General features: G+C 71.4%; 15 protein-coding genes. 7 read left to right on the forward strand and 8 right to left on the reverse strand.

Annotation, left to right across the window (positions count from 1 at the left end; translation table 11 throughout):
* The first annotated feature begins 57 nt into the window (after positions 1-57).
* Positions 58-1,272 carry an acetyl-CoA C-acetyltransferase gene (locus ASC56_RS26880; RefSeq protein ID WP_055494141.1) on the forward strand — a complete coding sequence of 405 codons (1,215 nt, stop codon included), beginning with the start codon at positions 58-60 and terminating at the stop codon, positions 1,270-1,272.
* A 31-nt stretch (positions 1,273-1,303) separates the two neighbouring features.
* Positions 1,304-3,484, forward strand: coding sequence for a 3-hydroxyacyl-CoA dehydrogenase NAD-binding domain-containing protein (locus ASC56_RS26885; protein ID WP_055494142.1), 2,181 nt, complete (start codon positions 1,304-1,306; stop codon positions 3,482-3,484).
* A 56-nt stretch (positions 3,485-3,540) separates the two neighbouring features.
* Here ASC56_RS26885 and ASC56_RS26890 read toward each other — a convergent pair whose 3' ends face one another.
* A complete protein-coding gene (locus ASC56_RS26890; RefSeq protein WP_055494271.1) occupies positions 3,541-4,284 on the reverse strand; it encodes a MerR family transcriptional regulator in 744 nt (247 codons plus the stop codon).
* 275 nt (positions 4,285-4,559) lie between these two features.
* Between ASC56_RS26890 and ASC56_RS26895 the strand changes: the two genes are divergently transcribed.
* The gene (locus tag ASC56_RS26895) at positions 4,560-6,026 is read left to right on the forward strand and encodes an amino acid permease (RefSeq protein ID WP_055494143.1); all 1,467 of its coding nucleotides are present in this window, start codon (positions 4,560-4,562) and stop codon (positions 6,024-6,026) included.
* Between the two features lie 193 nt (positions 6,027-6,219).
* Here the strand turns inward: ASC56_RS26895 and ASC56_RS26900 are convergent, their stop codons facing one another.
* Positions 6,220-7,713: a M1 family metallopeptidase gene (locus ASC56_RS26900; RefSeq protein WP_055494144.1), complete on the reverse strand. Its 1,494-nt coding sequence runs from the start codon at positions 7,711-7,713 to the stop codon at positions 6,220-6,222.
* Positions 7,714-7,931: 218 nt separating this feature from the next.
* Between ASC56_RS26900 and ASC56_RS26905 the strand changes: the two genes are divergently transcribed.
* Positions 7,932-9,890 carry a Xaa-Pro dipeptidyl-peptidase gene (locus ASC56_RS26905; protein WP_055494145.1) on the forward strand — a complete coding sequence of 653 codons (1,959 nt, stop codon included), beginning with the start codon at positions 7,932-7,934 and terminating at the stop codon, positions 9,888-9,890.
* Between the two features lie 89 nt (positions 9,891-9,979).
* Here ASC56_RS26905 and ASC56_RS26910 read toward each other — a convergent pair whose 3' ends face one another.
* Positions 9,980-10,918: an FAD-dependent oxidoreductase gene (locus ASC56_RS26910; RefSeq protein ID WP_055494146.1), complete on the reverse strand. Its 939-nt coding sequence runs from the start codon at positions 10,916-10,918 to the stop codon at positions 9,980-9,982.
* 90 nt (positions 10,919-11,008) lie between these two features.
* On the opposite strand from ASC56_RS26910, the gene ASC56_RS26915 reads away from it, so the two are divergent.
* Together ASC56_RS26915 and ASC56_RS26920 are read left to right on the forward strand one after the other, a co-directional pair.
* Complete coding sequence (locus tag ASC56_RS26915; RefSeq protein WP_055494147.1) at positions 11,009-12,028, forward strand: hypothetical protein; 1,020 nt, start codon at positions 11,009-11,011, stop codon at positions 12,026-12,028.
* A 104-nt stretch (positions 12,029-12,132) separates the two neighbouring features.
* Positions 12,133-13,773 carry an ABC-F family ATP-binding cassette domain-containing protein gene (locus ASC56_RS26920; protein ID WP_055494148.1) on the forward strand — a complete coding sequence of 547 codons (1,641 nt, stop codon included), beginning with the start codon at positions 12,133-12,135 and terminating at the stop codon, positions 13,771-13,773.
* 207 nt (positions 13,774-13,980) lie between these two features.
* On the opposite strand, the gene ASC56_RS26925 is transcribed toward ASC56_RS26920, so the two are convergent.
* The 3 genes from ASC56_RS26925 to ASC56_RS26935 all read right to left on the reverse strand — a co-directional run bounded on the left by ASC56_RS26925 (position 13,981) and on the right by ASC56_RS26935 (position 18,415).
* Positions 13,981-16,344 (reverse strand): Tex family protein, encoded by a 2,364-nt coding sequence (locus ASC56_RS26925; RefSeq protein WP_055494149.1) that lies wholly within the window; start codon positions 16,342-16,344, stop codon positions 13,981-13,983.
* A gap of 338 nt (positions 16,345-16,682) precedes the next feature.
* Positions 16,683-17,549 (reverse strand): hypothetical protein, encoded by an 867-nt coding sequence (locus tag ASC56_RS26930; protein ID WP_055494150.1) that lies wholly within the window; start codon positions 17,547-17,549, stop codon positions 16,683-16,685.
* 116 nt (positions 17,550-17,665) lie between these two features.
* Positions 17,666-18,415 carry an enoyl-CoA hydratase/isomerase family protein gene (locus ASC56_RS26935; RefSeq protein WP_055494151.1) on the reverse strand — a complete coding sequence of 250 codons (750 nt, stop codon included), beginning with the start codon at positions 18,413-18,415 and terminating at the stop codon, positions 17,666-17,668.
* Positions 18,416-18,685: 270 nt separating this feature from the next.
* Between ASC56_RS26935 and ASC56_RS26940 the strand changes: the two genes are divergently transcribed.
* Positions 18,686-19,195 (forward strand): ATP-binding protein, encoded by a 510-nt coding sequence (locus tag ASC56_RS26940; RefSeq protein ID WP_079102733.1) that lies wholly within the window; start codon positions 18,686-18,688, stop codon positions 19,193-19,195.
* A gap of 83 nt (positions 19,196-19,278) precedes the next feature.
* Here the strand turns inward: ASC56_RS26940 and idi are convergent, their stop codons facing one another.
* Together idi and galE are read right to left on the reverse strand one after the other, a co-directional pair.
* Entirely contained in the window at positions 19,279-19,872 is a 594-nt protein-coding gene (idi, locus tag ASC56_RS26945; RefSeq protein ID WP_055494153.1) for an isopentenyl-diphosphate Delta-isomerase, read from the reverse strand.
* A 328-nt stretch (positions 19,873-20,200) separates the two neighbouring features.
* Positions 20,201-21,181 carry a UDP-glucose 4-epimerase GalE gene (gene galE, locus ASC56_RS26950; RefSeq protein WP_055494154.1) on the reverse strand — a complete coding sequence of 327 codons (981 nt, stop codon included), beginning with the start codon at positions 21,179-21,181 and terminating at the stop codon, positions 20,201-20,203.
* Positions 21,182-21,310: the final 129 nt, after the last annotated feature.

Here is a 21,310-nt window from a genome sequence, read left to right on the forward strand (position 1 = left end):
ACCACCGAGACCATCGGTCGTTCCCGGCCCGGCTGACCCTCCCCGAAAGGCTTACCAGTGAGCACCGAAGCGTACGTGTACGACGCGATCCGCACCCCGCGCGGACGCGGCAAGGCGTCCGGCGCCCTGCACGGCACCAAGCCCATCGACCTGGTGGTCGGACTCATCCACGAGATGCGGCGGCGGTTCCCGGACCTCGACCCGGCAGCGATCGACGACGTCGTCCTGGGCGTCGTGAGCCCGGTCGGTGACCAGGGCTCCGACATCGCGCGTATCGCCGCGATCGCCGCCGGGCTGCCCGACACCGTGGCCGGCGTCCAGGAGAACCGCTTCTGTGCGTCCGGCCTCGAAGCCGTGAACCTGGCCGCCGCGAAGGTCCGTTCGGGGTGGGAGGACCTGGTGCTCGCGGGCGGCGTCGAGTCGATGTCGCGGGTCCCGATGGCCTCGGACGGCGGCGCCTGGTTCGCCGACCCGATGACCAACATGACCGTCAACTTCGTGCCGCAGGGCATCGGCGCCGACCTCATCGCCACGATCGAGGGCTTCTCCCGGCGGGACGTCGACGAATACGCGGCGCTGTCCCAGGAGCGGGCCGCGGCCGCCTGGAAGGACGGCCGCTTCGACAGGTCCGTGGTGCCCGTGAAGGACCGCAGCGGGCTCGTCGTCCTGGACCAGGACGAGCACATGCGGCCCGGCACGACCGCCGACTCGCTCGCCAAGCTCAAGCCGTCGTTCGCGGACATCGGCGAACTCGGCGGCTTCGACGCGGTGGCCCTGCAGAAGTACCACTGGATCGAGCAGATCGACCACGTCCACCACGCCGGCAACTCCTCCGGCATCGTGGACGGCGCGGCGCTGGTCGCCATCGGTTCCAAGGAGGCCGGCGAACGGAACGGGCTGCGTCCCCGGGCCCGGATCGTCTCGGCGGCGGTGTCCGGCTCCGAGCCGACGATCATGCTGACCGGACCCGCGCCCGCCACCCGCAAGGCGCTCGCCAAGGCCGGGCTGACGATCGACGACATCGACCTGGTGGAGATCAACGAGGCGTTCGCCGCGGTCGTGCTGCGCTTCGCCAGGGACATGGGACTGTCACTGGACAAGGTCAACGTCAACGGCGGCGCCATCGCCCTGGGCCACCCGCTCGGCGCGACCGGCGCGATGATCCTCGGCACGCTGGTGGACGAGCTGGAGCGGCAGGACAAGCGGTACGGGCTGGCCACGCTGTGCGTGGGCGGCGGCATGGGCATCGCCACCGTCGTCGAGCGCGTCTGACCTTCCCCAACGGATCCTACGGAGCACCCTGATGAGCACTGAGTCCACCACCATCCGCTGGGAGCAGGACGAAACCGGCGTCGTCACGCTCGTCCTCGACGACCCCAACCAGTCCGCGAACACCATGAACCAGGCGTTCAAGGAGTCGATCGCGGCGATCGCCGAACGCGCCGAGGCCGAGAAGGACTCCATCCGCGGAATCATCTACACCTCCGCCAAGAAGACCTTCTTCGCGGGCGGTGACCTCAAGGACATGATGAAGGCCGGCCCGCAGGACGCCCAGCAGGCGTTCGAGACCGGTACGGCGATCAAGAACTCCCTGCGCCGTATCGAGACCCTCGGCAAGCCGGTCGTCGCCGCCATCAACGGAGCGGCCCTGGGCGGCGGCTACGAGATCGCACTCGCCTCCCACCACCGCATCGCCCTCGACGCCCCCGGCTCCAAGATCGGCCTGCCGGAGGTCACGCTCGGCCTGCTCCCGGCGGGCGGCGGCGTCACCCGCACCGTACGGCTGATGGGCATCGCCGACGCCCTGCTGAAGGTGCTGCTGCAGGGCACCCAGTACTCGCCCCGGCGCGCCCTGGAGAACGGTCTGGTCCACGATGTGGCCGGCACCCGCGAGGAGATGCTGGACAAGGCCCGCGCCTTCATCGACGCCCACCCCGAGTCCCAGCAGCCCTGGGACAGGCCGGGCTACAAGATCCCGGGCGGTACGCCGGCCAACCCGAAGTTCGCCGCCAACCTGCCCGCCTTCCCGGCCAACCTGAAGAAGCAGCTGAACGGCGCTCCCTACCCCGCCCCGCGCAACATCCTCGCGGCCGCCGTCGAGGGCTCGCAGGTCGATTTCGAGACCGCCCTGACCATCGAGGCCCGCTACTTCACCGAGCTGGTCACCGGGCAGACGGCGAAGAACATGATCCAGGCGTTCTTCTTCGACCTGCAGGCCGTCAACTCGGGCGCCAACCGCCCCCAGGGCATCGAGCCCCGCCAGGTCCGCAAGGTCGCCGTTCTGGGCGCCGGGATGATGGGCGCGGGCATCGCGTACGCATGCGCCCGCGCGGGCATCGAGGTCGTCCTCAAGGACGTCTCCCCGGAAGCCGCCGTCAAGGGCAAGGGCTACTCCGAGAAGCTGTGCGGCAAGGCCGTCGCCAAGGGGCGTACGACCAGGGAGAAGGCGGACGCGCTGCTCGCCCGCATCACCCCCACCGCCGAGGCCGCGGACCTGGCGGGCTGCGACGCCGTCATCGAGGCCGTGTTCGAGGACCCGGCGCTCAAGCACAAGGTGTTCCAGGAGATCGAGCACGTCGTCGAGCCCGACGCGCTGCTGTGCTCCAACACCTCGACACTGCCCATCACCGTGCTCGCCGAGGGCGTGGAGCGGCAGGCCGACTTCATCGGACTGCACTTCTTCTCGCCCGTCGACAAGATGCCGCTCGTCGAGATCATCAAGGGGAAGCGGACCGGCGACGAGGCGCTGGCACGCGCCTTCGACCTGGTCCGGCAGATCAACAAGACGCCGATCGTGGTCAACGACTCGCGCGGCTTCTTCACCTCCCGGGTCATCGGCCACTTCATCAACGAGGGCGTCGCGATGGTCGGGGAGGGCATCGAGCCCGCGTCCGTCGAGCAGGCGGCCGCGCAGGCGGGCTACCCGGCCAAGGTGCTGTCCCTGATGGACGAGCTGACGCTCACCCTGCCGCGCAAGATCCGCAACGAGTCGAAGCGGGCCGTCGAGGAGGCGGGCGGCACCTGGACCCCGCATCCGGCCGAGGCCGTCATCGACCGCATGATCGACGAGTTCGGCCGCACCGGACGCAGCGGCGGGGCCGGCTTCTACGAGTACGGCGAGGACGGCAGGCGCGGTCGGCTGTGGCCGGGCCTGCGCGAGCACTTCACGGAGCCGGGCCACACGATCCCGTTCGAGGACATGCAGGAGCGCATGCTCTTCTCCGAGGCGCTGGACACCGTCCGGCTCCTGGAGGAGGGCGTGCTGACGTCCGTCGCCGACGCCAACATCGGCTCGATCTTCGGCATCGGCTTCCCCGGCTGGACAGGCGGCGTCCTGCAGTACATCAACGGTTACGAGGACGGCGTGGCCGGCTTCGTGGCCCGGGCGCGGGAGCTCGCCGAGCGGTACGGCGAGCGCTTCACGCCGCCCGCGCTCCTGGTGGAGAAGGCGGAGAAGGGCGAGCGGTTCACCGACGCGCGCTGAGGCGATCCCGGAGGTACCCGCAGGGAGCGTGGGCGACCCTGCGGGTACCTGCCGGGTCAGGAGGAGCCGTGTCCGGGGCGTGCGCCCTCAGAGCCCTGGCCGGGCCGTGCGTCCGGGAGCCACGCGCGCAGCTCCTCCTTGAGGGAGCGCTGGAAGGTGGTGAGCAGGGCCTCGATCACCAGCGGGTGCATATGCGCGGACAGGGACTTCACGGCCGTGGAGTCGCGCTCGGACACGGCCTCGCGCAGCAGCCGCGACAGCTCGCGCGCCGCCGCGCGTGAATGCTCGATGAGCACACCGCGGGCGGCGAGGATCGTCTCCTCCCCGAGGGGCACGTCGAGGAGCTGTACGCCGAGCCGGAGCAGGCCCGGGTCCACGCGGTACGCCCCGTCGTGCGGCACGGCCACCTTCATCGCCGCGAGCCGCTCCAGATCCTCCTCGCCGAGGGGCCTGCCCACGCGCCGTTCCAGCTCCGCGCGCGTCATCGTCTCCACCGCGTCCGGTGCCCAGGAGGCCACGACGGCCCGGTGGATGGCGAGGTCCCGGGCGCTGAGGTCCGCCGGCAGCTGCTGCAGATGGCGCTCGATCGCGGCGAGCGTCATGCCCTGGCGCTGCAGCTCCTCGATGAGCGCCAGCCGGGCCAGGTGCTCCGGCCCGTAGTGGCCCACGCGCCGCGGGCCGATCACGGGCGGCGGAAGCAACCCCTTGGCGCTGTAGAAGCGGACGGTGCGGACCGTGACGCCCGCATGCGCGGCCAGCTCGTCGACGGTGAGCGTCGGCCCTTCGGTCTCGGTCCCCATGCGCAGCAGTATCGCTGTCACACCAACGCTGTGAAACCTCCGGGCGGTCTCCCACGAGCACATGGCGCACGGCCCATGATCTTGTGACCAGCGGCCGATGATCTCGTGGAGAACATGTGAGAAGTACCGCTATGTGACGTCCGCCATCGCATATCGGACGAACCCTGGGGGAGGGTGGCACCTTGGTCTGTGCCACATCAGGGGTGGCCCGGGCCAGCACACATCCGGTCCCCGCGCGCCCCGTGTGCCGGGCTCACCAGAGAGTAGATCCACCCGTGAGCAAGGACGCCGTGAACTCGGCAGCGGTTGCATCCCGTACCGGTGCGACCCAGACGCCCGCGGACGCGGGCGACGCCGGTTACAGCAAGGACCTCAAGGCCCGCCACGTCAACATGATCGCGATCGGCGGGGCGATCGGCACCGGCCTCTTCCTCGGTGCCGGAGGCCGGCTGCACAACGCGGGCCCCGCCCTCGCGCTGGCCTACCTGGTCTGCGGCGTCTTCGCCTTCTTCGTCGTCCGTGCCCTCGGCGAGCTGGTCCTGTACCGGCCGTCGTCCGGGTCCTTCGTGTCGTACGCGCGCGAGTTCCTCGGCGAGAAGGGCGCCTACGTCGCCGGCTGGATGTACTTCCTGAACTGGTCGACGACCGGTATCGCCGACATCACCGCGATCGCGCTCTACACGCACTACTGGAGCTTCTTCACCTCCATCCCGCAGTGGGTGCTGGCCCTGATCGCCCTCGCGGTCGTCCTGGCCGTGAACCTGATCTCGGTGAAGATCTTCGGCGAGATGGAGTTCTGGTTCGCGATCATCAAGGTCGCCACGCTGGTGGGCTTCATGTTCATCGGCATCTTCCTGCTGGCCACCCAGCACCACGTGGACGGCGGGAAGCCCGGCCTGAGCGTGATCACGGACCACGGCGGCGTCTTCCCGCACGGCCTGATGCCCGTGGTCCTCGTCATGCAGGGCGTGATCTTCGCGTACGCAGCCCTGGAGCTCGTCGGTGTCGCCGCGGGCGAGACGGCCGAGCCGGAGAAGGTCGTCCCGCGCGCGGTGAACTCGATCATGTGGCGCGTCGGTCTCTTCTACGTCGGCTCGGTGGTCCTCCTCGCGCTGCTGCTGCCGGGCTCGGTGTACTCCGCGGGCGAGAGCCCCTTCGTCACCGTGCTCTCGAAGATCGGTGTCCCGGCGGCGGGCGACGTGATGAACCTGGTCGTCCTGACCGCCGCGATGTCCTCGCTGAACTCCGGCCTCTACTCCACGGGCCGCATCCTGCGCTCCATGGCGATGGCGGGCTCGGCGCCGAAGTTCACGGCGCGCATGAACCGCAGCCAGGTCCCCTACGGCGGCATCCTGCTCACGTGCTCGGTGTGCGTGCTCGGCGTCGGCCTGAACTACCTGGTGCCGAGCCAGGCCTTCGAGATCGTGCTGAACGTGGCCTCGCTCGGCATCGTCAGCACCTGGGTGATCATCATGATCTGCCACCTGATCTTCGTCCGCCGCGCCAGGGCGGGACTGGTCACCCGGCCGTCCTTCCGGCTGCCCGGCAGCCCGGTGACCGAGATCGCCACCATCGCCTTCCTGGTGGCCGTGCTCGGCCTCATGTGGAACGACCCCGAGGTCGGCCGCAAGACGCTGCTGCTCATTCCGCTGATCGCCGTCCTGCTCGTCGGCGGCTGGTTCGCACTCCTCCGCCGCAACGCGAGGACCGCCGACCAGGAGCTGACGGACTTCACGAAGTAGCGGCCCGCGGGCCACTGCCGTGGCCAGCGCCCACGGTGGCGTAGGCGCCGTGACCGCCGAGGCCTGAGCCCGCATCGAGACCGACCGTGTCATGGCCGAGGCCGAACTCCGCGGGTAGCCGCGGAGTTCGGCCTCGGACCTGGCGGGCCGGATCATGGGCGAGCCGGTCCGGGCTCCGGCAGAGCGCGGCTGATCAGCCGGAGTGCACGTCGTTCGCCGCCTCGATCTTCTTCCAGGACTTCGGCCGGACCGGAGCGGCCGAAGTCCTGGCGATGGAGGCGGTGCGCGCCGCGGGCGCGGCCGGCTTCGACGGCGTCAGCAGCCAGGTGTCGAAGAGCGCGGCCAGCGGCTTCCCGGACACCTGCTCCGCGTACCTCTGGAAGTCCGCGACCGAGGCGTTGCCGTACGCGTGATCCTTCGGCCAGCCCTTCAGGATGGCGAAGAACGCGTCGTCGCCGACCGCGTTGCGCAGCGCCTGGACGGCGAGCGCGCCCCGGTCGTAGACCGCGATGTCGAACTGGTGGTCAGGGCCCGGATCGCCGGGCTTGACCGTCCAGAACGCGTCGTCGGCCGGATGCGAGGCGTAGACGTAGTCCGCCAGCTCCTGCGTGGTGCCCTCGCCCTCGTGCTCCGACCACAGCCACTGCGCGTACCGCGCGAAGCCCTCGTTGATCCAGATGTCCTTCCAGCCCTTGAGCGACACGTCGTCGCCGTACCACTGGTGCGCCAGCTCGTGCACGACGACGGATGTGTTCGACCCGTTCGCGAACTGCTTGGGGCTGTAGTAGACGCGGGTCTGCGTCTCCAGGGCGTACCCGGTGGTCGTGTTCGGGACGTACCCGCCGACCGAGCTGAACGGGTACGGCCCGAAGTAGCCGGTCAGCCAGTCGACGATCTCCCCGGTCCGCTCCACGCTCACCCGCGCGGCCCCGTCGTTGTCGCCGAGGTCCTTGCTGTAGGCGTTGACGACCGGTACGCCGTCCGACGTCTTCCCGGTGGTGATGTCGAACTTCCCGATCGCGAGCGTGGCGAGATAGGTCGCCTGCGGCTTGTTGGACCGCCAGTTGTAGCGGGTCCAGCCGAGCTTCGAACTCGTCGACTGCAGCGTGCCGTTGGAGATGGCCTGGGTGCCGTCCGGCACGGCCACCGACACGTCGTACGTCGCCTTGTCGAGCGGGTGGTCGTTGCTCGGGAACCACCACCAGGCCGCCTCGGGCTCGTCGGCCGCGACAGCGCCGTCCGGGGTGCGGTGCCAGCTGTCGAAGCCGTACGCGCTCTTCGTGGACGGCACCCCGCTGTAGCGGACCACTACGGTCACCGGCGTGCCCTTCGGCAGCGGGGTGGCCGGGGTGATCTCCAGTTCGTGCTGACCGGAGGTGGTGAACGCCGCCTTCGCGCCGTTCACCCGCACCTCGCTCACATCCAGCAGAAAGTCCAGATCGAAGCGGGACAGGTCCTGCGTGGTGGTGGCCAGGATGGTCGCCGTGCCCTCCAACTCGTCCGTCCTCGGCTGGTACTTCAGCCGCAGGTCGTAGTGGGAGACGTCGTAGCCGCCGTTGCCGTAGTACGGGTAGTAGGGGTCGCCGATACCCGGGGCGCCGGGCCCGTAGTCGGCAGCCGATGCCGGGATCGCCAGCAACAGGGAAGCCGCCGCCAGCGCGCCCGGGGCGATGAGTCTGCGGTGCACGAGAGCTCCAAGTCGTAGGGGCAGGAGGTCTGTTCGGAGCCTATTCAGTCCCGGTGACCCTGGACGTGTCCATGGCACCCGCTGTCACACGATCGCCATCCGGCCGTCATGAGCGAATCCGTCCCACGGCGCATTGCGGACCATGTCGTCCCGTTCGCCCCGCGTCTGTGTCAGCTGCCCTCTTCTGTACGGGAGTTGACCCCTGTACCGTCCCGCGCATGCCAAGACGCACGCCCTTCACCTGGAGATCGCTCGCGACGGCGGCCACCGCCGCCCTGCTGGCCGCGTTCCTCACCCCGGCGGCCGCCCACGCGGTACCGAGGGAGAGCCGGCCCATCTACTCGTACGAGAACGCCATTCGCGAATCCGTGTGGGTGGACACCGGCCTGGACGGCGACGGCGACGGGAAGACCGACCGCGTCGCCGTCGACATCGTCCGACCGCGCGAACCCGCCGCGCAGGGCCGCAAGATCCCCGTGATCATGGATGCCAGCCCGTACTACTCCTGCTGCGGGCGCGGCAACGAAAGCCAGAAGAAGACGTACGACGCCACGGGCCACGTCGTCCAGATGCCGCTCTTCTACGACAACTACTTCGTGCCGCGCGGCTACGCATTCGTCGGCGTCGACCTGGCCGGAACCAATCGCTCCGACGGTTGCGTGGACGTCGGCGGCCGCTCCGACATCCAGTCGGCCACAGCGGTGGTCGACTGGCTGAACGGACGAGCCAAGGGATACACCACCCGCACCGGCACCACCCTCGCCCGCGCGACCTGGACCAACGGCAGCACCGGCATGATCGGCAAGAGCTGGGACGGCACCATCGCCAACGGCGTCGCCGCCACCGGTGTCAAGGGCCTGAAGACCGTCGTGCCGATCAGCGCCATCTCCTCCTGGTACGACTACTACTTCGCCAAGGGAGCCCCGCTCTACGACTCCGGGCCCGACTGGCTCTCGAACTACGTCGACAGCGCCGACGCCCGTGCCAGGTGCGCCGCTGTACAGAAGAAGCTCGTCGACGGGGCGCCGCGCACCGGCGACCGGACATCGCTGTGGACCGAACGCGACTACGTGAAGGACGCGGGCAAGGTCCGGGCGAGCGTCTTCCTCGTGCACGGCATGCAGGACCTCAACGTGCGCACCAAGCACTTCGGCCAGTGGTGGAACGCGCTGGCCAAGCACGGCGTCAAGCGCAAGATCTGGCTCTCGCAGACCGGGCACGTCGACCCCTTCGACTTCCGGCGCGCGGCGTGGGTGGACACCCTGCACCGCTGGTTCGACCACGAACTCCTCGGCTACGACAACGGCGTCGACCGCGAGCCGATGGCCGACATCGAGCGCCACCCCGACCAGTGGGTCACCTCCACGGTCTGGCCGCCCCGGCCCACGGCCACGACGACGCTTCGTCCGGGCCAGGGCCCCCGGGCCGGCGTGGGCACACTCGGGCTGCGCGCGGGCATCGGCACCGAGACCTTCACCGACGACCCCAAGCTGAGCGAGACCGACTGGGCCGCGCACATCGACGAGTCCACCACGAGCAAGGCCGGGTTCATCACACGGCCGCTGACGAAGGACCTGAGGGTGTCCGGCTCCTCCACGGTGACCGTCACCGTCACGCCGACCACCTCCACGGCCCACCTCTCCGCCGTCCTGGCCGACCTTGGCCCCGACACCATCCGCGACTACGCCGACTCCGGCGAGGGCATCACCACGCTCACCGACCGCACCTGCTGGGGCGCGAGCACGACCGGCGACAGCGCCTGCTTCAAGGTCACCCAGGCGAAGAGGACCGATGTCGCGTCCACGGTCTTCAGCCGCGGCTGGGCCGACCTCGGGCACTACGCCTCGGACCGGAAGGGCGTCCCGCTCACCCCGGGCACGGCCTACACGATCACGCTCGACCTGGCCGCCACCGACCACGTCGTCCCCAAGGGCCATCGGCTCGCGCTGATCGTCGCGGGTACCGACAAGGACCTCATCGACCCTCCGGCCGGCACCCCCACGCTGACCGTGGACCTGTCCCGTACGGCGGCCCGGCTGCCGTTCGTCGGTGGGGCAGCCGCCTTCGCATGCGCCACCTCCGGCGCCGCCTCCGCCTCCGCCGCCTCCGCGGACGCCAGGCCGGACGGCGTGCGGACCCCGCACACCGTCCGACGCGTTCCGGGAGGCGGCCGGTGACGGCGCGGCCCCGGCCGGACGCCGCACACTGACGGGCCCTCAGAGCTCCGAACAGAATGGCAGCCGGACTCCCATTCTGTTCGGAGCTCTCAGGCGGCCGGGCGCGCCAGCCCGGCCGCCTCGCGCGCACATCCCCATGCCACCGTGACGCCCGCCCCGCCGTGCCCGTAGTTGTGCACGACCACCACGCCGCCGGGCAGCGGCGCCCGTTCGAGCCGGACGGCCTCCCGGGCCGGCCGCAGCCCCACCCGGTGCCCGAGGATCCGAGCCCCCGCGATCTCCGGCCGCAGCGCCGCACACCGTGCCACGATCTCCTCGGCCGTGCGCGGATCGGGCGTCGGCGACCAGCAGTCCTCTTCGGCGGTACCGCCCAGGATCAGCCCACCGGGCTGCGGGAAGAAGTACGTGCTCGCCTCGGCCGAGTGGTCCACCGATGTCAGCCAGGTGGTGATGCCGGGGTTCTCCACCACCACGAGCTGCCCGCGCACCGGTCGCACCAGCGGGTCCGGAACGAGTTCACGAGCGCCCAGGCCCGTGCAGTTGACCACCACGGGCGCCTCGGCGGCCGGCTCCGCCAGATCCACCACCGTCCGTTCCTCGACCCGCCCGCCGGCCCGCAGCAACCGTCCGCGCAGCCAGGGCAGATGAGTCGACATGTCGATGAGGGGGAGCCGCGCCCACAGACCGGTCCCGGCGTACTCGGCGTCCGTCGCCACCCGAAGGCCCTTGACGTCGGCGGCCCACGGCCCCAGCCCGTCCAGCGGCGTCTCGCCGTGTACACCCTCGACCAGGCGTACGCCCGTCTCCTCGGGCCGTGCCGCCAGCTCCTCGTACACGACGAGCGACTCGAGGGCCCAGGTGCCCACCAGGGGCTCGGGCGCTATTCGGTACGGCCACCACAGTGCGCCCGCGACCTGCGAGGTGGTCCGCTCGGCGGGCTCCCGCGTCCACACCCGCACCCGATGGCCGCTCTCCGCGAGGACGATCGCCGTCGTCAGCCCGATGACGCCGCCGCCCACCACGATCACATCACCGCTCTGATCTCGCTTCACGCCGGGACGCTAGCGGAATGTGCGCTGCCGTGCTCACATCACTCCCAGTGTGGGGATACTCGCAGCATGTCTGCCGAGTACGCGACCTTCGATCTGGCACCGGCGATGCGTGCCGGCGGCGTCCTCGCCAACGGCGACTACCAGGTGCACCGGGACTTCGTGGACTTCCTCGTCGACGGCCGCCCGCTGCTGTTCCGGCTCTCCGACCTGGACGCCGTCTCGCCGCTCGCCTCCGACGTACCGCCCGCGATCTTCACCGCCCAGGTGCGTGGCCTCCTGCTGGAGGCCGACGCCCCGCTGGAGGGCGGCCGCCATGTCATCTACGGCTGCCCCGAGTGCGAGGACCTGGCATGCGGAGCCGTCACCGCGGTCATCGAGCGGGACGGTGAGGACTACGTCTGGCGGGACTTCGCCTGGCAGACCGAGGAACGGGTGGATCTGGAGCTGAACGGCTACCACGGGATAGGGCCGTTCCGGTTCCGCGGTGACGAGTACCGCCGCGCACTGGGCACGCTGCTCGACGGCGGCTCCGCCGAGCGGCGCCGGGTCCTGCTGATCGGCCCGCGCGTCGCCGTCCTCGCGCGGCTCGCCGCCGCACTGCGCGGCATGGGCATCGGCGCGGACATCGCCCACGAGGTCACCGACGTGTCCGCGGACGAGCTGCGCACCTACGGCGCGGTGGCCTTCGGGCAGGCGGTCGGCGAGCGGGAACGTGCCGCCGTACGAGGATCGTTCGAGCGGGCCGGGGCCGAGGCGGCGTACGTCGACGGCCTCGCCCCGATCGTCCCCCTCCTCGTCGCGCAGATCGAACACGCCCTGGAGCGCGATCCGGTGGAGCGGCGCCGGCTCACCCACCTGGCAGCCGCCGAGGGCGCGGCGGAGATCGAGGTCACCTCCATGTGCCGGGTCCGCGTCACCACGTACCGCAGGGACCGTCTGCACCGCGTCCACACCCACGAGGCCTTCGACGGCGTCCTCGAACCGGGCCGTCATCGCATCGCCCTCGGCGCCGGGACGGCGAAGGGGGAGTCCTACGTGGTGGCCAGGACCTCGGGGAGCGTGCTGGTGGCGGCGGTCGCGCGCTGAACGGGTGACCCGGGCCCCGGGAGGGTCCGGCCGGTGTCCGCCGGGCAGCCGGTGCCCTCGCACGTTGGGCCGGTGGGGGTGGGCTGGTTAGGATCGGCGGTCTGATGACTGCCACCCTCGTCGCCAAGAACCTCGCCGCCGGGCACGGCGACCGGTCCCTCTTCTCCGGGCTTGACCTCGTCCTCGCGCCTGGTGACGTGATCGGGCTCGTCGGTGCCAACGGAGCCGGCAAGTCCACCCTGCTGAGGATGCTCGCCGGATTGCTCGCTCCGGAGCAGGGCGAGCTGCGCCTGTCCCCGCCGACCGCGACCGTCGGCCATCTGCCGCAGGAGCCGGACCGGCGGCCGGGCGAGACGGTGCGCGAGTTCCTGGCGCGCCGCACGGGCGTGGCCGAGGCCCAGCGGGTGATGGACGAGGCCACGCAGGGACTCGTCGACGGTACGCCCGGTGCCGACGACGCGTACGCGGCGAGCCTGGAGCGCTGGCTCGGCCTCGGCGGCGCGGACCTCGACGAGCGCGCCGAGGAGGTCGCCGACTCCCTCGGCCTCGGTGTCGGCCTCGACCAGCCGATGACGTCCCTGTCCGGAGGCCAGGCGGCCCGCGCGGGCCTCGCTTCACTGCTGCTGTCCCGCTACGACGTCTTCCTGCTCGACGAGCCGACGAACGACCTGGACCTGGACGGCCTGGAGCGGCTGGAGCGCTTCGTGAGCGGGCTGCGAGCCGGGACGGTGGTCGTCAGCCACGACCGCGAGTTCCTCACCCGCACGGTCACCAAGGTCCTCGAACTCGACCTGGCGCAGCGGCAGATCAACCTCTACGGCGGCGGATACGAGGCCTACCTGGAGGAGCGCGAGAGGGACCGGCGGCACGCCCGCGACGAGTACGAGGAGTACGCCGACAAGAAGGCCGCCCTCCAGGGACGGGCGCAGATGCAACGCGCCTGGATGGACAAGGGCGTCAAGAACGCGCGGCGCAAGGCGGGCAACGACAACGACAAGATCGGCCGCAAGTTCCGCAGCGAGGCCAGCGAGAAGCAGGCCGCCAAGGCCCGCCAGACCCAGCGCATGATCGAGCGCCTGGAGGTCGTCGAGGAGCCCCGCAAGGAGTGGGAGCTGCGCATGGAGATCGCGGCGGCCCCGCGCTCGGGCGCGGTGGTCGCCACGCTCCGGGACGCGGAGGTACGGCGCGGCGACTTCACCTTCGGCCCGGTCTCCCTGCAGATCGACTGGGCGGACCGGGTGGCGGTGACGGGCGCGAACGGCGCCGGCAAGTCGACGCTGCTCGGCGCGTTGCTGGGCCGTGTCCCCCTGGACGCGGGCCATGCCACCCTGGGCTCGGGCGTCCTGGTCGGCGAGGTCGACCAGGCCCGCGGGCTCTTCCACGGATCCCAGCCCCTGCTGGACGCGTTCAGCGCGGCGGTCCCGGACCTGGAACCGGCCGACATCCGCACACTGCTCGCCAAGTTCGGCCTGAAGGCGGACCACGTCCTGCGCACGGCGGGGACCCTCTCCCCGGGCGAGCGCACCCGGGCCGCCCTGGCGCTGCTCCAGGGCAGGGGCGTGAACCTGCTGGTCCTGGACGAGCCGACCAACCACCTCGACCTGCCGGCCATCGAGCAGCTGGAATCGGCCCTCGACAGCTACGAGGGCACACTGCTCCTGGTCACCCACGACCGCCGGATGCTGGACGCGGTACGGGTGACACGCCGACTGGAGGTGTCGGACGGCAAGGTGACGGAGCGCTAGTGCTGCGACCGGAAAGGTTCACCGGCGCGCGACGCCCGGCACGGCACCTCGCCGCGTTGTCGCATCGCCCGAGTACATCCAGTACGCGGGCGACGCTCCGCCTTGCGATGCACCGCACCGGACGCCGCGAGCTTCCCGGCAAACCTTTCCGGCCACAGCACTAGGGCCGGGCCCTCCCTTTCGCGCGGAGGGCCCGACCCGGATGTGTCAGCGGCGGCCGGGCTTCGGGTCGAGCAGACCCGCGCGGCGCAGGGCGTCGGCCATCGCGCTGTTGGCCGGGGGAGGAGCCTGCCGCGAGCCGCGGTCACCACCGCGGCCCTGGCGCTGCTGCGGGGGACGCCCACCACGCTGCTGGCGCCCGCCGCCCCCGCCCTGGGGACCCTGCTGAGCGGCCTCGTCCTCCAGCCGCAGCGTCAGCGAGATGCGCTTGCGCGGGATGTCGACGTCCAGCACCTTCACCTTGACGATGTCGCCCGGCTTCACCACGTCCCGCGGGTCCTTGACGAAGGTCTTCGACATCGCCGAGACGTGCACGAGTCCGTCCTGGTGGACGCCGACGTCCACGAAGGCACCGAAGGCGGCGACGTTCGTGACGACACCTTCCAGGATCATCCCGGACGACAGGTCGGAGATCTTCTCGACGCCCTCCTTGAAGGTGGCCGTCTTGAACGCGGGCCGGGGGTCGCGCCCCGGCTTCTCCAGCTCCTTCAGGATGTCGGTCACGGTCGGCAGACCGAACGTCTCGTCCACGAACTCGGCCGGCTTCAGCGACCGCAGCACCGCCGTGTTGCCGATCAACGAGGCCACTTCCCGGCCCGCGGTCTTCACCATGCGCCGGACCACCGGATACGCCTCCGGGTGCACGCTGGAGGCGTCCAGCGGATCGTCACCGCCCCGGATCCGCAGGAAGCCCGCGCACTGCTCGTATGCCTTGGGTCCGAGCCGCGCCACGTTCTTCAGCTGCGAGCGCGAACTGAACGGGCCGTTGGCGTCGCGGTGCGACACGATGTTCTCCGCGAGTCCGGAGGAGATGCCGGAGACGCGGGCGAGCAGCGGAGCCGACGCCGTGTTGACGTCCACGCCCACGCCGTTCACACAGTCCTCGACCACCGCGTCCAGCGAGCGCGACAGCTTCACCTCGGACAGGTCGTGCTGGTACTGGCCGACGCCGATGGACTTCGGGTCGATCTTCACCAGCTCGGCGAGCGGGTCCTGCAGGCGTCGGGCGATGGAGACCGCGCCACGCAGCGAGACGTCCATGTCCGGCAGCTCCTGGGAGGCGAACGCCGAGGCCGAGTAGACCGACGCGCCCGCCTCGGACACCATCACCTTGGTGAGATTCAACTCCGGGTGCCTGGTGATCAGTTCACCGGCGAGCTTGTCGGTCTCGCGGGACGCCGTGCCGTTGCCGATCGCGATCAGCTCGACCGCGTGCTGCCGCGCGAGCCGGGCGAGCTTGGCGATCGCCTCGTCCCACTTGTTCGCCGGGACGTGCGGGTGGATGACGTCCGTGGCCACCACCTTGCCGGTCGCGTCCACCACGGCCACCTTCACGCCCGTACGGAACCCGGGGTCCAGGCCCAGCGTCGCGCGCGTGCCGGCCGGGGCGGCGAGCAGCAGGTCCCGCAGGTTCGCCGCGAAGACCGCGACCGCCTCGTCCTCGGCGGCCGTACGCAGCCGCAGCCGCAGGTCGATGCCGAGGTGCACGAGGATGCGCGTCCGCCAGGCCCACCTGACCGTGTCCGTCAGCCACTTGTCGGCGGGGCGGCCGCGGTCGGCGATCCCGAAGCGGTGCGCCACGATCCCCTCGTACGACGAGGGTCCGTCCGTCGGCTCCTCCGGCTCCAGGACGAGGTCGAGGACCTCCTCCTTCTCGCCGCGCAGCATGGCGAGGACACGGTGCGAGGGCAGCTCGGTGAACGGCTCGGCGAAGTCGAAGTAGTCGGCGAACTTGGCGCCCGCCTCCTCCTTGCCCTCCCGCACCTTGGCGGCCAGGCGCCCGCGCACCCACATCCGCTCGCGCAGCTCGCCGATCAGGTCGGCGTCCTCGGAGAACCGCTCGGTGAGGATCGCCCGCGCGCCGTCGAGCGCGGCCTGCAGATCGGCTACGCCCTTGTCGGCGTCGACGAAGGCGGCGGCCGCGGCGAGCGGTTCGACCGTCGGGTCGCCGAGCAGGCCCTCGGCCAACGGCTCCAGCCCGGCCTCGCGCGCGATCTGCGCCTTCGTGCGCCGCTTCGGCTTGAACGGCAGGTAGACGTCCTCCAGGCGCGCCTTGGTCTCGGCGCCCCGGATCTGGGCCTCCAGCTCCTCGGTGAGCTTGCCCTGCTCGCGCACCGACTCCAGGATCGCCGAGCGCCGCTCCTCCAGTTCCCGCAGATAGCGCAGCCGCTCCTCGAGCGTGCGCAGCTGCGCGTCGTCGAGCATCTCGGTCGCTTCCTTGCGGTAGCGGGCGATGAAGGGCACCGTCGAACCGCCGTCCAGCAGCTCGACCGCGGCCTTCACCTGCCGCTCCCGTACGCCGAGCTCCTCGGCGATCCTGCCTTCGATGGACCCTACGAGGGGTGTCGTCACGATCCCGTACCGCCTTCTCCACTGAGGTTGCGCGGCAATTGTGGCAGGTCGCACCGACAACGGGGGATCAGGGCGGCGATCCGGGGGCGCGGGGCGCTCTCCCGACCCAGCCGCCCAGCGAACGGGCCCCGCCTCAGGCCCGGCGGGCGCCGTGCCGCGGGGCGGCCGGAGCCCCGCCGAACAGCGGGGCCGGAGCCCGGAACGGCAGCGGTGCCCCCGTATCGGTGCCACCGTGTCGAGGGCACCGCCGATCCGCCGCAGCACGTGCGCGACGGCACGGGTGCACAGGCTTCCCCTCTCCCCGTCCCGGCGTGTCGGACAGGGCGGGGGCGGTTGCGTCAGCCCTTCCCGATCATGTCCGCGGGGAAGGCGCCGGCGGCGAGGGCCCTGGTCAGCAGCTCGCCCGCCAGCTCCGTCAGCCGCTCGACACCGGGGGCGCCGAGGTGCTCGTACGGAGCCCGGTCGAGACGGTCGGTCTCCGTCTCGATCTCCCTGCGCAGCGCGACACCCGTCTCGGTCAACTCGCCGTCCGCGTCGAGCACTCCGCGATCGCGCAGCCGCCCGGCCGCCGTGTCCCAGTCCTCCCTGCTCCACCCGCGGGTGGCGAGGGTCCACTTCGGGGCCATGCCCTTGCCGGTCGCCGTATGTGTCACCAGCGCCTCCACCGGGCCGAGGTCCGCGCCCAGCAGCACCGTGAGATGGCCGTCGCCCCGGTGCTCGCGCAGCAGCGTGGCCGCGTGCCACAACGCCAGATGGGGCTCGTCGGGCACGGGGAGGTCGGCGTGCGCGGCGTACAGGGGGCGCGCGTGCCGGGTGCACGCTTCCGTGGCGCGCAGCGCGAGCTCCGCCGCCTCGGCCATCTCCTTGGAGGCGAGCACCTCCTCACCGAGCAGCCGTCGCAGCGTCGCGCCGACGGCACGCGCGCGTGCCGCGAGCACCACGTCCGGGGAGGCCGTCTCCCAGACGGCGGGCACGTGCCGCGCCACCAGCTCGGGCCGGAAGTTGTAGAACGTCGCCGTCACCACGCCCGCGCCCACCGGCCCCATCGCGGCGGCCCGCACCGCGAGGTAGGCGGCCCTCTGGTCGGTGACGCCCAGGGCGGTCAGCTCCCGTCCCAGATCGGGTGAGAAGTAGTGCGTCGAGTGCAGCGGATTGATCAGGTTGTGGCAGCGCCGCCCGGCGCGCTCGGGCAGGGGAGTCGTCATACCGGCAGGTTACCGACTAGTTGGTACGCGGGAAACGGGGGCGCCGAGACCCGCCGTCCCGGGACCTACCGCATCGTCACGGCACCTCGTCGAGGAGTTCCGCTCCACGAGCCGCTTCACCCTGACGTTGTCCAGGTGAACCGGGGCTGTCTGCGCTCCAGGAACGCGGCGACGCCCTCCGCGGTGTCGCCGCTGCCGCGCGCCTGCTCGGCCCAGTACGCGTCCCGGTCCGTGCGCCCGTTCGCGAACTCCTTGGCCGCGGCCTGCGTCAGCTGCGAGCGGGAGACCAGTGTCCGGGTGAACTCCGCGACGCGCTTGCCGAGTTCACCCTCGGGCAGCACCTCGTCGAGCAGTCCCGTCCGCAGGGCGCGGCCAACGTCGATCAACTCCCCCGAGAACAACAGGTGCTTGGCTGTACCGGGGCCCACCAGCGACACCAGCCGACGGGTGGAGGATGCCGGATAGACGATCCCCAGTCTGGCCGGCGTCACCCCGAACAGCGCGCCCTCCTCCGCGAACCGCAGATCGCAGGCCGCCGCGAGCTGCGACCCGCCGCCCACACAGTGGCCGCGGATCGCCGCCAGGGTCGGCTTCGGGAACGCGGCCAGTGCCTCCTCGGCCAGCACGGCCAGGGTCTGGGCCCTCTCCGGTGAGCCCCGCAGGGTGGAGATGTCGGCGCCCGCGCAGAACGTACCGCCCTCGCCGGTGAGGACCAGGGCCCGGACCGCCGGATCGGCGGCGAGCCCGTCGAGCAGCGGCGGCAGCGCCTCCCACATGCCGGCGGTCATGGCGTTCCGCTTGGCGGGGTGGTGGATGACGACGGTCGCGACCCCGTCGGTGACGCGGTGCAGCAGCTGCGGCTCCATACGCCGGATGCTATCGGCACTGCTCGAACGCACGATCAAGAAGGGACCCGGCGGCGCCACGGAGCGAGCCGGGCGCCGAACCGTACAACCCGAAGAGTTCCCAAGCCGCCGCAATGGGCACAGGAGCGGTCACACAACTGACCGTGCCATGCGCCAACGGTCAGATCTCGTCGATACCAGCTGACTTGTGCTCAGTCATTCGGGACGGACCAGTGCATTCCCAACACTCGACGTGTGGTGACAATCGAGCGTGAGGGTGGCGACCGGACGATGGAGAACCGAGGGCGAGGGTCTGGCCCGCGCCCTGAACGCGGAGGGAACGTTCCGGAGGGCCTCAGAGCACCGGGACCGCTGCCGTACGAGGGCGTCTGGCGGTTCACCGCCGCCGCCGTGGACGCCTCGGTGCCGCAAGCGCGGCACGCCGTCCGTGACCTGCTCGGCCGCCAGGGCGTGCCCGCCTCGGACGACACCGTGCACGCGCTGCTGCTGATCGTGTCCGAGCTGGTCACCAACGCGGTCCGGCACGCGGCGCTGCTGTCGCCGTTGCTCGCCGTGGAGGTCGCCGTCGGCCCCGAGTGGGTGCGGGTGTCGGTGGAGGACGAGCACCCCTACCGCCCGAGCGCACTGGAGGCCGACCACGGCCGCACCGGTGGCCGGGGGCTGCTCCTGGTCCGCGAGATCACCCGGGAGTCGGGCGGGGTGTGCGACGTCGAGCACACGGCGAGCGGCGGAAAGGTGATCTGGGCCGCCCTGCCGCTCAAGCCCGCCCGGACCATCTGAGTGCGGGAAAGGATCACGTGCGCGCGGAAGCCGCACGGATCGTGCGGGTCCGCCCGGCCGCTCGTGCCGGACGGGCCTGTGGGTCACCAGCCCGCGGACGGACCCGTCAGTTCTCTGATCGCCGGGCGCGCCGCGTCCAGGACCGTCATGAACCACGACGAGAACGTGTCCTTGGCATGCCGATCGGCCAGCTCCTCGGCGGTCACGAAGACCGTCGCCCCGACCTCCTGGGGGTCCGGGCGCACGGGGGACTGCACAAGACCGACGAAGAGGTGGTTGAACTCCTGCTCCACCAGGCCCGAGCCCGGGTCCGGGTGGTTGTAGCGGACCGTGCCCGCCTCGGCGAGCAGCGACGGGGAGACCCCCAGCTCCTCGTACGTCCGCCGGGCCGCCGCCGCGAACGGCGCCTCGCCCGGGTACGGGTGGCCGCAGCAGGAGTTCGACCAGACACCGGGGGAGTGGTACTTGCCCAGCGCCCGCTGCTGGAGCAGCAGCCGGCCCCGCTCGTCGAAGAGGAACACCGAGAACGCCCGGTGCAACTGTCCCGGCGGCTGATGGGCGGCGAGCTTCTCCGCCGTGCCGATCGTGGTGCCGTTCTCGTCGACCAGTTCGAGCAAGATGGCTTCGGCGGTGCCGTTCGACGAACGGTGCGTCGCGGTGGCAGGTGTGATCGGCATACCCATCCTTCGCATCGGTTGTCCAGGCCCAAGTCTGCCGTACGAATCCGGCACTCCCGGCACTTCGTGACTCCCCGCATGTCCCTGCCCGGCGGTCCGGACGGGTCGTACGGCCCGCACGGAGCGGACGCCGGGAGCGGCCGGATACCTGATCGTGCCCGCTGCCACCGACGGGGAACCGCCCGGGACGCACTCCGCACGGCCGGGCGCGCCCAGGGCCGCCGGTACGCACCGCTGTACGTCACACGCGCGTGTCATAGCCGTCCGCCGGGGCGTGCCGCCTCCGAGCGCCGGGCACGGCGGTCGGTCGGACGGCCGTGCCGCCCGGTCAGCCGTGGATCGCCTCCGGGTGGTGCAGCTGCCAGCCCCGCCAGGCCGACTCCACCATCTCGCGCACGCCCCTCCGGGCCCGCCAGCCCAGCTCCCGCTCGGCCAGCGCGGCCGACGCGACGGCACGGGGCGCGTCACCGGGGCGGCGCGGCTCGACGACCGCGGGCGTGGTGTCGCCGGTCACCTCGGCGATGAGGGAGACGAGATCACGGACCGAGACGCCTTCACCGCGGCCGATGTTGACGGTGAGGTCACCCGTCGCGCCCCCGGCCAGCCGCCGGACCGCCGCGAGGTGCGCGTCCGCGAGGTCGGCGACGTGGATGTAGTCGCGGACACAGGTGCCGTCCGGTGTCGGATAGTCGTCGCCGAAGATCCGCGGCGCCTCGCCACGGGTCAGCCGGTCGAAGACCATCGGCACGATGTTGAAGATGCCCGTGTCGGCCAGCTCGGGCCCGGCCGCGCCGGCCACGTTGAAGTAGCGCAGACACACGGTCGCGATGCCGTGCGCCCGGCCCGCCGCCCGCACCAGCCACTCGCCCGTGAGCTTCGTCTCGCCGTACGGGCTCATCGGGGCACAGGGCGTGTCCTCCGTGATGAGGTCCACATCGGGGTTGCCGTAGACGGCCGCGGACGAGGAGAACAGGAACCGCTCGATCCCCGCCTCCGCGACCGCGTCCAGCAGCGTGGCAAGACCGCCCACGTTCTCCTGGTAGTAGCGCGTCGGCTGGGCGACGGACTCACCGACCTGCTTGCGCGCGGCCAGGTGGACCACACCGGTCACCGCGTGCTCCGCGAGGACCCGCTTCAGCAGGTCCCCGTCCAGCGCGGAGCCCCGCACCAGCGGAATGCTCTCCGGGAGCCGGCCCGGCACCCCGGCCGAGAGGTCGTCCAGGACGACCACGCGCTCATCTGCCGCGCCCATCGCCCGTGCCACGTGTGCCCCGATGTATCCGGCCCCGCCGGTGATCAGCCATGTCATGGGACCGAACCCTATGCCCGTGCCCTGAAAGCGGGCCGTGATGTCGTGAATGGGTGGATCTGGGCGCGCGGTTTGTGGCGTACCCCTCCGATCCCCGATGATGATCGCGGCGGCGGCCATGCCGACCGG

Source organism: Streptomyces sp. TP-A0356 (assembly GCF_001417775.1).
Taxonomy (GTDB): domain Bacteria; phylum Actinomycetota; class Actinomycetes; order Streptomycetales; family Streptomycetaceae; genus Streptomyces.